General features: G+C 61.5%; 11 protein-coding genes. 10 read left to right on the top strand and 1 reads right to left on the bottom strand.

The annotated features are described in order from the left end of the window. Positions 1-112 precede the first annotated feature (112 nt). The 3 genes from AC3WJW_RS26175 to AC3WJW_RS26165 are packed head-to-tail and all read left to right on the top strand — an operon-like array spanning position 113 to position 2,569. Positions 113-1,132, top strand: coding sequence for an aminoglycoside phosphotransferase family protein (locus AC3WJW_RS26175; RefSeq protein ID WP_493727987.1), 1,020 nt, complete (start codon positions 113-115; stop codon positions 1,130-1,132). Continuing rightward, positions 1,129-1,800, top strand: coding sequence for an N-acetylmuramate alpha-1-phosphate uridylyltransferase MurU (gene murU / locus AC3WJW_RS26170; RefSeq protein WP_493727986.1), 672 nt, complete (start codon positions 1,129-1,131; stop codon positions 1,798-1,800). Before AC3WJW_RS26175 ends, murU begins: the two co-directional genes overlap by 4 nt. Before the next feature lies 1 nt (position 1,801). Continuing rightward, a complete protein-coding gene (locus AC3WJW_RS26165; protein WP_493727985.1) occupies positions 1,802-2,569 on the top strand; it encodes a TerB family tellurite resistance protein in 768 nt (255 codons plus the stop codon). A 138-nt stretch (positions 2,570-2,707) separates the two neighbouring features. Here AC3WJW_RS26165 and AC3WJW_RS26160 read toward each other — a convergent pair whose 3' ends face one another. After that, positions 2,708-3,697: an alpha/beta hydrolase family protein gene (locus AC3WJW_RS26160; protein ID WP_493727984.1), complete on the bottom strand. Its 990-nt coding sequence runs from the start codon at positions 3,695-3,697 to the stop codon at positions 2,708-2,710. 73 nt (positions 3,698-3,770) lie between these two features. Here AC3WJW_RS26160 and AC3WJW_RS26155 point away from each other — a divergent pair, with 73 nt between their 5' ends. The 7 genes from AC3WJW_RS26155 to AC3WJW_RS26125 all read left to right on the top strand — a co-directional run bounded on the left by AC3WJW_RS26155 (position 3,771) and on the right by AC3WJW_RS26125 (position 13,069). Beyond that, the gene (locus AC3WJW_RS26155) at positions 3,771-6,167 is read left to right on the top strand and encodes a PAS domain-containing sensor histidine kinase (protein WP_493727983.1); all 2,397 of its coding nucleotides are present in this window, start codon (positions 3,771-3,773) and stop codon (positions 6,165-6,167) included. Between the two features lie 92 nt (positions 6,168-6,259). After that, positions 6,260-6,913, top strand: a complete 654-nt coding sequence (locus AC3WJW_RS26150) for a response regulator (protein ID WP_205886345.1) — start codon at positions 6,260-6,262, stop codon at positions 6,911-6,913. A 345-nt stretch (positions 6,914-7,258) separates the two neighbouring features. Then, complete coding sequence (locus tag AC3WJW_RS26145) at positions 7,259-8,383, top strand: ABC transporter ATP-binding protein (RefSeq protein WP_095964077.1); 1,125 nt, start codon at positions 7,259-7,261, stop codon at positions 8,381-8,383. Positions 8,384-8,431: 48 nt separating this feature from the next. Next, entirely contained in the window at positions 8,432-9,475 is a 1,044-nt protein-coding gene (locus AC3WJW_RS26140; protein WP_007980202.1) for an ABC transporter substrate-binding protein, read from the top strand. 178 nt (positions 9,476-9,653) lie between these two features. Then, positions 9,654-10,901, top strand: a complete 1,248-nt coding sequence (locus tag AC3WJW_RS26135) for an ABC transporter permease (RefSeq protein ID WP_007980201.1) — start codon at positions 9,654-9,656, stop codon at positions 10,899-10,901. 12 nt (positions 10,902-10,913) lie between these two features. Continuing rightward, the gene (locus tag AC3WJW_RS26130; RefSeq protein WP_007980200.1) at positions 10,914-11,738 is read left to right on the top strand and encodes an ABC transporter permease; all 825 of its coding nucleotides are present in this window, start codon (positions 10,914-10,916) and stop codon (positions 11,736-11,738) included. Between the two features lie 182 nt (positions 11,739-11,920). After that, entirely contained in the window at positions 11,921-13,069 is a 1,149-nt protein-coding gene (locus tag AC3WJW_RS26125) for an iron-containing alcohol dehydrogenase (RefSeq protein ID WP_493727982.1), read from the top strand. Positions 13,070-13,140: the final 71 nt, after the last annotated feature.

The raw sequence follows: 13,140 nt of genomic DNA, 5'->3' as shown, positions 1-13,140 counted from the left end.
CTGCGTGCCATCTGCCCGCGGTGTGGGCCGCACGCCTCTCGATGGTCTGAAAAAGATGCTGGATAATAAAGCATGACCCGCTTGACGGCTAGCGCCGTCGGAGACCCTTGCAATGCCTGATCAAGATGTACGCTTGCAACACCTGAAAGTTTGGCTCGATGAACAATTGGCGACCCTTTTTGCCGAGCAGGGCTGGGGCGTCGTACCCCCGGCCACGTTGACCGCGGCCAGCAGCGACGCGAGTTTCCGGCGGTATTTCCGCTGGGAAGGCGATGGCAAAAGTTTCATCGTGATGGACGCGCCACCGCCCCAGGAAAACTGCAAACCCTTCGTGGATATCGCCTTTTTGCTGGCGAAATCCGGAATAAATGTGCCGAAAATTTATGCCGAAGACCTCGAGCGCGGTTTTCTTTTGCTCAATGACCTGGGCAACAAGACCTATCTGGACGTCATCGACAGCGAAAACGCCGACGATTTGTTCAAGGATGCCCTGCAGGCGTTGCTGGCTTTCCAGCAGTTGCCGATGGTTGCGCCGCTGCCGAGCTATGACGTGGCATTACTGCGTCGCGAACTGGAACTGTTCCCCGAGTGGTACGTGAAGCGCGAATTGGGCATCGAATTCGACGCGGCGCAGCAAGTGCTCTGGCAGCAGGTCAGCGATCTGTTGATCGACAGCGCCCTGGCACAGCCAAAAGTCCTGGTGCATCGCGACTATATGCCGCGCAACCTGATGCTCAGCGAGCCCAACCCCGGCGTGCTGGATTTCCAGGATGCGGTATATGGCCCGGTGACCTACGACGTGACCTGCCTGTTCAAGGACGCCTTCCTCAGTTGGCCCGAGGAGCGCGTACGCGGCTGGCTGGAAAGCTACTGGCAGCAGGCGGGGGGCCTTGGTATTCCGGTTCAACCCGAGTTCGAGGACTTCCTGCGTGCCAGCGACTTGATGGGCGTGCAACGTCACCTGAAAGTCATCGGTATTTTCGCGCGCATCTGCCATCGCGACGGCAAACCGCGTTATCTGGGCGATGTTCCGCGCTTCTTTGCCTATATAGATGCCGTGATCGCTCGCCGCCCCGAACTGGCCGAGCTGGATGTGCTGCTGGCCAGCCTGCGTGCCGGAGTGAAAGCATGAAGGCAATGATTCTGGCCGCGGGCAAAGGCGAGCGCATGCGCCCGCTGACCCTGACCACACCCAAACCGCTGGTGCGTGCCGGCGGCGTGCCGCTGATCGAGTATCACCTGCGGGCGCTGGCTGCCGCCGGGTTCACCGACATCGTGATCAATCACGCGTGGCTCGGTCAGCAGATCGAAGACTATCTGGGCGATGGTTCGCGTTATGGCGTGAGCATCCAGTACTCGGCGGAGGGTGAACCCCTGGAAACCGGCGGCGGGATTTTCCGCGCCTTGCCGTTGTTGGGGGATGAAGCCTTTGTGGTGGTCAACGGCGATATCTGGACCGATTACGACTTCAGTGTGCTTCACCAACCCATCAACGGCCTGGCGCACCTGGTGCTGGCCAGCAACCCGCCGCATCATCCAGCCGGCGACTTCAGCCTGGTCGAAAACCAGGTGCACGACGGTCAACCGCAGGCTTCCACCCTGACGTACAGCGGCATCGCCGTGTTGCATCCGCAGTTGTTCGACGGTTGCACCGCAGGGGCCTTCAAGCTCGCGCCGCTGTTGCGCAAAGCCATGGCTGATGGTCAAGTGACCGGCGAGCAGTTGAGGGGGCATTGGGTCGATGTCGGCACTCACGAGCGTCTGGCCGAAGTTGAAACATTGATAGAAGCGAGCCGCTGACATGCTGTGGCCAGGGACTCTGATCGGAGCCGGAGCAGGCTTTGCCATAGCCAGCATTCCGGGGGCCATGCTCGGCGCGTTGTTGGGACAGGCGCTGGATCGGCGCTTGCACCTGCAGAGCTGGGGGCATTTGTGGGAAAAACTGGGCGGCCGCCCGGTGTTGCGCAACGATGAATTGCTGTTTGTCCTGCTGGGGCGCCTGGCCAAGTGCGACGGCCAGGTGATGGCCGGGCACATCGAGCAGGCCCGGGCGGAAATGCGCTCGCTGGATATGTCCGGGCCGGCTCAGCGCCGTGCAATTGCCGCGTTCAATCGTGGCAAGTCGGGCCGCGACCGGCTACGCGGTTATCTGCGTCGCCTGAGTGCCCAGCCCCATGCGGCGGAAGGCGTGTTACGCGCCTGCTGGCGAATGGTCTGGGCCGATGGTCGTGCCGGCAGCGGTGAGCGTGAGTTGATCCGCCAGTGGGGCCAGTGGCTGGGCTGGACGCCGCACCAGGTGCAGGCGTTGGCCCACGATTATGAGCCGCAGAAGCGGCCATTGGGCAACAGCGTGCCAAGCTATCAGGACGCCTTGAAGCTGTTGGGGGTGTCGGCCACCACTGAACCGGCGCAGATCAAGCGTGCTTACCGGCGCCTGCTCAGTCGCCATCATCCGGACAAGATCGCCGGCAGTGGCGCAACGGCGATGCAGGTGCGTGAGGCCACCGATCGAACGCGTGAACTGCATAGTGCCTATACGCTGATTCGGGAGCGGCGGGATTTTCGCTAGGCCGGAAAACGTGCGTCGCCAGTGATACCGCTATCGCGAGCAAGCTCGCTCCCACAGGTTTTATGTCGTCCGCCATTTCGTGATCGGCATAAAACCTGTGGGAGCGTGGCTTGCCCGCGATGAAGGCGACACAGTCTGTCAGTCTGTCGCAGGCTGTGGATTCAACCAACCCCGCACCCGCCGGAACAATTGCTCCTGTTCGGCCTTGCTATCCGGCAAGGCCTTGAGCGCGACCTGGCTGAATGTCGAGGACTTCAAGCGTTTGCTGGCCTGCAGGCGTTCCAGTGCGGCGTTTCGGTCCAGCGCTTTATCTTTGTAGTAAATATCGGCGGTCGGCAGTTTCAGGGTCGGGGTCAGTTCCGCCAGCTCGGGCTTCGCTGCCAGCGGTGTGCGAGTGGCGACCATGACCAGTTTCTCGACTTGCGATGGCTGCTTCTCGCTCAGGTAGCGCGCCGCCCAATAGGCGCCAGTGCCATGCCCCAGCACTACGATGCTGCGGGCGCTTTGTTGTTCGGCAAACGCGATCGCGGCGTCGATCCGGGCGAAGATGCGCTCGGCATCTGCCCTGGATTGTTCTTCAGTGGTGTCAGCGATGGCCTTGTCGGCCACATCGGCCTCGCCACCGGCCACCTGTTCGATCGGGGCGGCGGTGGTCGAATCCTTGCTGCCGGTTTCGGGGGCTTTGGGAGCCGGCGTTGCCTCCACGATTCGTGGCGCAATGGCATCGCTTTGCAGGTCCGGCAAGGTGATACTCAGGCTGCTCCACTCGGCGTCCGGCAATTTGCGCCGCAAAGGACCGACCGCTTGCGGCCAGTCAACGGTTTCCCCGGCGCCCGGGATGATAATCACCGCGCCTTTGGGTTCAGCGGTATTGGCCGGTTTCCACAGGGTCAGAAACGTGTCGGTGCCCGCTTGCAGTTGTTGCTGTTCCTGAGCCGGGATTTTTCGCTCGAGTGCAGTCGCTTCTTCCTGACTGCGCTCAGGCAGCGGCTGACGTTCGAGTGGTTTTTCTTCGGCGGTTTTTTCTGCTGCGGCAGGCGCCGGTTCGGCCGCCTCGACGGAAAAAACGCAAGGCAGGATCAGCGACAGGCACAATGCTGGCAGTGCCAGGCGGTAGACAGGGGGCATCGGATATTCCAGGCCGGAAGTGGTTCCGGCAGCCTAATGGGTTGGTCAGTATTTGTCAGTGTGTGAGAGTTCAATGATGCGTTTTCGCTGCCTGTGGGTTATCGGCTGTTTGTGGTTTCCCTTGATGGGTTGGGCGGCAGCCGTGCCCCCGGCGCACGTTGCCCAACTCACCCCGAAACAACAGCACTGGTTGACGCAGCAGAGCGAGTTGCGGGTCGGACTGGTGTTGCAGGCACCCTATGCGCAATACGATCGTCGCTTGCAGCGCCTGTCCGGGGTGAATGTCGACTTGATGAAACGGCTGGCAAAGACCCTCGACGTCGAGCTGAGCTGGCGCAACTTTTCCGACCTTGAACAATTGGAAGCTGCCGCACGCGAAGGCGAAATCGACATCGCCCCGGGACTGACCCAGACACCTGGCGGGCTGCGCCTCTGGCAATTCTCCGACCCCTACATGCGGGTGCCGCAACTGGTGGTCAGCGACCAGAAAAGCGCCGGGGCGATCGAACTGGAAAAACTCGACAGCCAGACCCGCGTCGCCGTGCGCATGCCCAGCGCCATCGCCGATTACCTGCACAGCAACTATCCGCACCTGAATCTGCAAGGCGTCCCGATGGAGCGCCAGGCATTGCAGTTACTGACGGGCCAGCAGGCGGCTTATGCGGTGGTCGATGAAGCGCAATTGGGGCGCCTGTCCGTCGAGCCGGAGTTTGCCGGGTTGGTGGTGGTCGGGGATGTCGGCCTGCCGCAGCTGTTGCGGGTAGCCACGCGTCGCGACAAACCGGAACTGGCGGGTATCGTCGAAAGCGCATTGCGGGCGATTCCGGCCAAGGATCTGGAGCAACTGCACAATCAATGGCTGCAGCCCAAGTATCCACGCCTCACCGAGTCGCCGGGGTTCTGGCAAAACCTCTGCCTGTTGCTGGCCGTGCTGGCGTTGAGTTGCGTGGCCATCGTGTTCTGGCAGCGTCGCCAGCAGCACAGCCTGGAACAACGCCTGATGGCTGCGCAGGAAGACATTGCCTTGCGTGCCGCCAGCGAAGAGGCCTTGCGGCTGACCCAGTTCTCCATCGATCAAAGCACCGTCGGCATCCTCTGGGTCAACTGGGACAGCCACGTGCGCTACGCCAATCGTGCGGCGGAAAGCATGCTCGGCTATCCACCCGGCGCGATCATCGATCGGCCCTTGATCGATTTCGAACCCGGCCTGCACATGGATCGTTGGCTCAATCTGTGGAAGCGCGCCCGGGCCAGTGAAGAGGGCCCGCAAAGCTTCGAAACCAACTGCGTGCGGGCCGACGGCAGCATCCTGCCGGCCGATGTTTCGTTGAGTTTTCTGCGTTTTCGCGATGGCGAATACCTGGTGGTTTACCTCAACGACGTCACCGAGCGGCGCCGCGCCCTGGCGGCCTTGCAGGAAAGCGAGGCGCGGCTGCAAGGCATCGCCGCCAACGTTCCTGGGCTGGTTTTCCGCCTGGAGCGAGCACCGGTGACTGGCCAGATCGACTTTGCCTACATCAGCGAAGGCAGCGAAAGCCTGGTGGGTTATTCACCGGCCACGCTGGCGCATCGCGACAAAGGCCTGCGCAGCCTGGTGCATCCGGATGACAAGGCGAGCTATCACCAGACTCAGGACCACGCGCTGGATACCGACAGCGACTGGTCGTGGCAAGGGCGAATCCTCACGCGTCAGGGCGAGCAGCGCTGGGCGGAAATCAAGGCCATCACCCGCCGGCTGGAAGACGGCGCCTATGTCTGGGACGGTATCGTCTGGGACATCAGCGAGAGCAAGCGCATCGAGCTTGAGCTGGCCAGCTCCCGGGAACAACTGCGCGAGCTGTCCGCGCACCTGGAAAGCGTGCGCGAAGAAGAAAAAGCGCGCATCGCCCGGGAAGTTCACGATGAACTGGGGCAGATGCTGACCGTGCTCAAGCTGGAAACCTCCATGTGCGAACTGGCTTACGCGCAACTTGATCCGGGTCTTAACGAGCGCCTGGGCAGCATGAAACGCCTGATCGCTCAGCTCTTCCAGTTGGTTCGCGACGTGGCGACTGCATTGCGCCCGCCGATTCTCGATGCCGGCATTGCCTCGGCCATCGAATGGCAGGCCCGACGATTCGAGGCGCGTACGCAGATTCCGTGTCTGGTGCAGGTGCCGGACAATCTGCCGGTGCTCAGCGATGCCAAGGCCATCGGCCTGTTCCGAATCCTTCAGGAAGCACTGACCAATGTCATGCGCCATGCCCAGGCGCATACTGTTGAACTGACACTGGCGCTGGAAGGCGACGAGTTGTGCCTGACGGTCGCCGATGATGGCGTAGGATTTGTTGCTGCGCCTGGCAGGCCAACGTCCTTTGGGATCGTCGGGATGCGTGAGCGGGTGTTGATCATGGGGGGGGAGTTATCCCTTGAGAGTGAGCCGGGTGAGGGCACGACCCTGAGTGTGCGCGTTCCACTGGACGAAGCCTGAAGAATTTTTGGTATCTGTGCTGACGCTTTCGCGAGCAGGCTCGCTCCCACAGGGGAAACGCATTTCAAATGTGGGAGCGAGCCTGCTCGCGAATGTTCCTGAATCTGGAGAAGAACGTGATCCGTGTACTGGTAGCCGAAGACCACACGATTGTCCGCGAAGGCATCAAGCAGCTGATTGGCCTGGCCAAGGACTTGCTGGTGGTGGGGGAGGCGAGCAATGGCGAGCAGTTGCTCGACACCTTGCGTCATGTGCCCTGCGAAGTGGTGCTGCTGGACATTTCCATGCCGGGCGTCAATGGCCTGGAGGCCATTCCGCGGATTCGCGCCCTGAACAATCCGCCGGCGATCCTGGTGTTGTCGATGCACGACGAAGCGCAAATGGCCGCCCGAGCGCTGAAGGTCGGGGCCGCCGGTTATGCAACCAAGGACAGCGATCCGGCACTGTTGCTGACGGCCATTCGCAAAGTGGCGTCAGGCGGGCGTTATATCGACCCGGAACTGGCCGACCGCATGGTCTTCGAGGTCGGCTTGACCGACTCGAGGCCATTGCATTCGTTGCTCTCCGAGCGCGAATTTTCCGTGTTCGAACGTCTGGCCCAGGGCGCCAACGTCAACGACATCGCCCAGCAACTGGCGCTGAGCAGCAAGACCATCAGCACCCACAAGGCGCGGCTGATGCAGAAGCTCAACATCACCTCGCTGGCGGAGCTGGTGAAGTACGCGATGGAGCACAAGCTCCTCTGACTCTGCACGCGATCTCCTGTAGGAGCTGCCGCAGGCTGCGATCTTTTAGAGGCCTCAAGATCGCCGAAGATCAAGATCAAAAGATCGCAGCCTGCGGCAGCTCCTACAGAAGGCGAGGGGGCGTATCCATTTGCGACACTGCCCGCCAGCGCTTTTGCCTTTGCTGGCGGCCTGCAGCTGACCGCCGGTCACTGCGTTTGCCAAAACGCGCCATCCTTGTAGGGCAATCCCTACCCCCAACCTTCCATCCGGCTGAGGCGAATCTCTCTTGCCCCCCGATTTGCGTGGTCTCCAGCGTCCACTAGGCTTAACCCCACAGCAGTCATCAATAACAAAGGTGTGGGTATGAGCCAGGTCGATTCAAGCGCAGGGGCCAATGATGTTCTGGTCAGCTTTCGTGGAGTGCAGAAGAGCTACGACGGCGAGAACCTGATCGTCAAAGACCTCAACCTGGACATTCGCAAAGGCGAATTCCTCACGTTGCTCGGACCGTCCGGCTCTGGCAAGACCACCAGCCTGATGATGCTCGCCGGCTTCGAAACGCCGACCGCAGGCGAAATCCTGTTGGCCGGGCGCGCCATCAACAACGTGCCGCCGCACAAGCGCGACATCGGCATGGTGTTCCAGAACTACGCGTTGTTCCCGCACATGACGGTGGCCGAGAACCTGGCGTTCCCGCTGACCGTGCGCGGCATGAACAAGAGCGACGTCAGTGCCCGGGTCAAGCGCGTGCTGAGCATGGTCCAGCTCGACAGCTTCGCCCAGCGTTACCCGGCGCAGCTCTCCGGTGGTCAGCAACAGCGTGTGGCCTTGGCCCGGGCGCTGGTGTTCGAGCCGCAACTGGTGCTGATGGACGAACCCCTCGGTGCACTCGACAAACAACTGCGTGAACACATGCAGATGGAAATCAAGCACTTGCACCAGCGCCTGGGCGTCACCGTGGTCTACGTGACCCACGATCAGGGCGAAGCCCTGACCATGTCCGACCGTGTAGCGGTGTTCCATCAGGGCGAAATCCAGCAGATCGCGCCGCCGCGTACCCTCTACGAAGAGCCGAAGAACACCTTCGTCGCCAACTTCATCGGCGAGAACAACCGCCTCAATGGCCGCCTGCACAGCCAAACCGGCGACCGTTGCATTGTGGAACTCGGGCGCGGTGAGAAGGTGGAAGCCCTGGCGGTCAACGTTGGCCAGACCGGTGAGCCGGTGACCCTGTCCATTCGTCCGGAGCGAGTGAGCCTCAACGGCTCCAGCGACCAATGCGTCAACCGATTCTCCGGGCGGGTCGAGGAATTCATCTATCTGGGCGACCACGTCCGGGTGCGCATGGAAGTCTGCGGCAAGACCGACTTCTTCGTGAAACAACCGATTGCCGAGCTTGATCCCTCGCTCGCCGTCGGCGACGTGGTACCGCTTGGCTGGCAGGTCGAGCACGTTCGTGCACTCGATCCCCTTCTAGAGGCGAACTGATCGCCCCGGCAATACCAACACCAACCCTGCACGTGGAGAGAACAATAAATGTTGAGATCCCTGAAATTCACCGCTTTGGCACTGGGCATGATGGGCGCGGCACACGCAATGGCGGCCGGCCCTGACCTGACCGTGGTGTCCTTTGGCGGAGCGAACAAGGCGGCTCAGGTCAAAGCCTTCTACGCACCGTGGGAAGCGGCAGGCAACGGCAAGATCGTGGCTGGCGAGTACAACGGCGAAATGGCCAAGGTCAAGGCCATGGTCGACACCAAGAGCGTGTCCTGGGATCTGGTAGAGGTTGAGTCGCCGGAACTGTCCCGTGGTTGCGACGAGGACATGTTCGAACAGCTTGATCCGAAGTTGTTCGGCAAGACCGAAGACTACGTCAAGGGCGCCATCCAGCCGTGCGGCGTGGGTTTCTTCGTGTGGTCGACCGTGCTGGCCTACAACGCCGACAAGCTGAAATCCGCACCGACCAGTTGGGTGGATTTCTGGGACACCAAGCAGTTCCCGGGCAAGCGTGGCCTGCGTAAAGGCGCCAAGTACACCCTGGAATTCGCCCTGATGGCCGACGGCGTTGCGCCGAAAGACGTCTACAAAGTGTTGGCCGGCAAAGACGGTCAAGACCGCGCGTTCAAGAAGCTCGATGAACTCAAGCCGAACATCCAGTGGTGGGAAGCCGGTGCACAACCGCCGCAATACCTTGCTTCCGGTGACGTGGTCATGAGTTCGGCCTACAACGGCCGGATCGCTGCCGTGCAGAAAGAAAGCAACCTGAAAGTCGTGTGGAACGGTGGCATCTACGACTTCGACGCATGGGCCATTCCAAAAGGTCTGGATGCCAAGCGTGCTGAAGCAGCGAAGAAGTTCATCGCCTTCTCGGTGATGCCACAGCAGCAGAAGACCTACTCGGAAAACATCGCCTACGGCCCGGCCAACACCCAAGCCGTACCGTTGCTGGCCAAGGATGTCCTGAAAGACATGCCGACCACCCCGGAAAATATCGCCAACCAGGTGCAGATCGACGTCAGCTTCTGGGCTGACAACGGCGAGCAACTGGAACAGCGTTTCAACGCCTGGGCGGCGAAGTAATCCTTCGCCAGTAGGAGCTGCCGAAGGCTGCGATCTTTTGATCTTCAGCGGTCTCAAGGACGCCAAAAGATCGCAGGCTGCGCCAGCTCCTACAGGGACTGGCGTGATTGATGAATGTTGATGTAATGCGGCATCACCATGGGTGATGCCGCCCATCCAAAGATTCCCGGAGTACGTCATGGCTATCGCCGTTCCCCTGAACGAGGGCACCAGCCCCACCTTGAAGCAGCGGCTCAAGCACGCCGAGCGGGTCAACCGCTGGAAGGCCCAGGCGTTGATCGCGCCGCTGGTGCTGTTTCTGTTGCTGGTGTTCCTGGTGCCGATCGTGGCGCTGCTCTACAAAAGCGTTGGCAACCCGGAAGTGGTCGGCGGCATGCCGCGCACCGTGACCGCCATCGCCAGCTGGGACGGCCGCGGCCTGCCCGCTGAACCGGTTTACAAAGCAGCGGCCGAAGACCTCGCCGAAGCCCGCAAGAACCAGACCCTGGGCGATCTGTCCAAGCGCCTGAACATGGAGCTGGCCGGCTACCGCAGCCTGCTGACCAAAACCGCCCGCGCCTTGCCGCTCGCCACCGAGCCGGCCTCTTATAAAGAAGCGCTGGAAGGTCTCGATGAGCGCTGGGGCGACCCGGCCTACTGGCAAGCGGTGCGCCGCAACACCAGCAGCATCACCCCGTATTACCTGCTGGCGGCTGTCGATCATCGCATCGACGACCTCGGCGAAATCGCCCCGGCCACCCCGGACCAGGCGATCTACCTCGACATCTTTGCCCGCACTTTCTGGATGGGTCTGATCATCACCGTGATCTGCCTGGTGCTGGCGTATCCACTGGCCTACCTGTTGGCGAACCTGCCTTCGCGCCAGAGCAACCTGCTGATGATCCTGGTGCTGTTGCCGTTCTGGACCTCGATCCTGGTACGGGTCGCGGCGTGGATCGTGTTGCTGCAGTCGGGCGGTCTGATCAACAGCGGCCTGATGGCCATGGGCATCATCGACAAGCCGATCGAACTGGTGTTCAACCGCGTCGGTGTCTACATCTCCATGGTGCACATCCTGCTGCCGTTCATGATCCTGCCGATCTACAGCGTGATGAAAGGCATCTCGCCGACTTACATGCGCGCCGCGATTTCCCTCGGCTGCCATCCGTTCGCCAGCTTCTGGCGGGTGTACTTCCCGCAGACCTATGCCGGTGTCGGCGCCGGTTGCCTGTTGGTGTTCATCCTCGCGATCGGCTACTACATCACCCCGGCCTTGCTGGGCAGCCCGAACGATCAGATGGTCAGCTACTTCGTCGCCTTCTACACCAACACCAGCATCAACTGGGGCATGGCGACCGCACTCGGTGGGCTGCTGTTGCTCGCAACGGTCGTGCTTTATCTGATTTACAGCTGGCTGGTGGGCGCGAGCCGCCTGCGCCTGAGCTAAGGGGAGAACGAAATGCTGAGTCCTTACATGTCGCCCATCGAACGGGTGTGGTTCTACAGCTTGCGGATTCTCTGCGGCTTGATTCTGTTGTTCCTGATCCTGCCGGTGCTGGTGATCATTCCGCTGTCGTTCAACTCCGGCAGTTTCCTGGTGTACCCGCTGCAAGGTTTCTCGCTGCAGTGGTACCACGATTTCTTCGCCTCGGCGGAGTGGATGCGCGCCCTGAAGAACAGCATCATCGTCGCCCCGGCGGCCACGGTGCTGGCCATGGTCTTCGGTACGTTGGCGGCGATCGGCCTGACCCGCGGCGATTTTCCCGGCAAGGCGCTGGTGATGGCGCTGGTGATTTCGCCGATGGTGGTGCCAGTGGTGATCATCGGTGTGGCCAGTTACCTGTTCTTCGCTCCGCTGGGGTTGGGTAACAGCTTCTTCTCGCTGATCGTGGTGCATGCGGTGCTGGGTGTGCCGTTTGTGATCATCACCGTGTCGGCGACCTTGCAGGGGTTCAACCACAATCTGGTGCGGGCTGCTGCGAGCCTGGGCGCTTCGCCGCTGACCACGTTCCGCCGGGTGACCTTGCCGCTGATCGCGCCGGGCGTGATCTCGGGGGCGCTGTTCGCCTTCGCGACGTCGTTCGATGAGGTGGTGGTGACGCTGTTCCTCGCCGGCCCTGAACAAGCGACCCTGCCACGGCAGATGTTCAGCGGTATCCGCGAAAACCTCAGCCCGACCATCGCCGCCGCCGCGACGCTGCTGATTGCCTTCTCGGTGATCCTGTTGCTGACTCTGGAATGGCTGCGTGGGCGTAGCGAGAAACTGCGTACTGCGCAGGTCTGACCCGATCCCTGTAGGAGCTGCCGAAGGCTGCGATCTCTTGACTTTGATTTTCAAGATCAAAAGATCGCAGCCTTCGGCAGCTCCTACAGAGGGCGATCTTCATTCATGGCTTGAATGGCAGACAAACCCCAATCCCCAGCTACTATTGTGCCCAGCTCCCCTACCTATAAGAGGCTGCGCACATGAGTCTTTCCTCTTTCAAGATCGCTCACAAACTGATCACCGGCGCAGGTGCCATCGAGCAGCTGTCCGCCGAGCTGGCGCGTCTGGACATTGATAATCCGCTGATCGTCACCGATGCCGCCCTGGTCAAGTCCGGCACGGTAGAGCTGGCGCTGGCGCAGTTGGGCGAACGCAGCTACGAGATTTTCGACCGGGTACTGCCGGACCCGGAAATCTCCATCGTCGAAGATTGCATGCAGGTGTATCGCGAGGGCGGGCATGACGGCCTGATCGGCCTGGGCGGCGGCAGTGCCATCGACATTGCCAAGAGCGTGGCGGCCTATGCCGGATACCACGGTGCGCTGGAGGATCTGTTCGGTATCGATCAGGTCCCGCGCAAAGGCCCGCCGCTGATCGCCATCCCGACCACGGCCGGCACCGGTTCGGAAGTGACCAACGTCGCCATCCTTTCCGACAAGGTCGCGCAACTGAAAAAAGGTATCGTCAGCGACTACCTGTTGCCGGATGTGGCGCTGGTCAGTCCGCAAATGACCCTGACCTGTCCGCGCAGCGTCACGGCGGCCAGCGGCGTCGATGCGCTGGTGCATGCCATCGAATCCTATCTGTCGGTCAATGCCTCGCCGATTACCGATGCCCTGGCCATCGGCGCCATCAAGTTGATCGCCAAGGCCTTGCCCAAGGCCTACGCCAACCCGTCGAACCTGCAAGCCCGGGAAGACATGGCCACCGCCAGCCTGATGGCCGGCATGGCGTTCGGCAACGCCGGGGTCGGCGCGGTGCATGCGCTGGCGTATCCGCTGGGCGGACGTTTCAACATTGCCCATGGCGTGAGCAATGCCTTGTTACTCCCCTATGTCATGACCTGGAACAAGATGGCCTGCATCGAACGGATGCAGGATATCGCCGAGGCCATGGGCGTGAAGACCGCTCATCTGAGTGTCAACGAAGCGGCTGACAAAGCCGTGCAAGCCATGACCGAGCTGTGTGCCGCCGTGGAAATTCCCCAGGGCCTGCGCAGTTTCGGTGTACCCGAGGACGCCATCGCGTCCATGGCCGTGGAAGCGGCGGGGATCGAGCGCCTGATGCGCAATAACCCGCGCAAGTTGAGTGCCGTCGATATCGAAAAGATCTATCGCGCGGCGTACTAGGGGCTCTGCCGTTGATGGATGATGGCAAGGTCCAATCATCGCGCTCACGGTGCGCGCGTCAAAGCATGAGG

This window comes from Pseudomonas sp. GW821-FHT07G06 (assembly GCF_058986625.1).
This window is presented reverse-complemented; position numbering and strand designations above follow the sequence as displayed.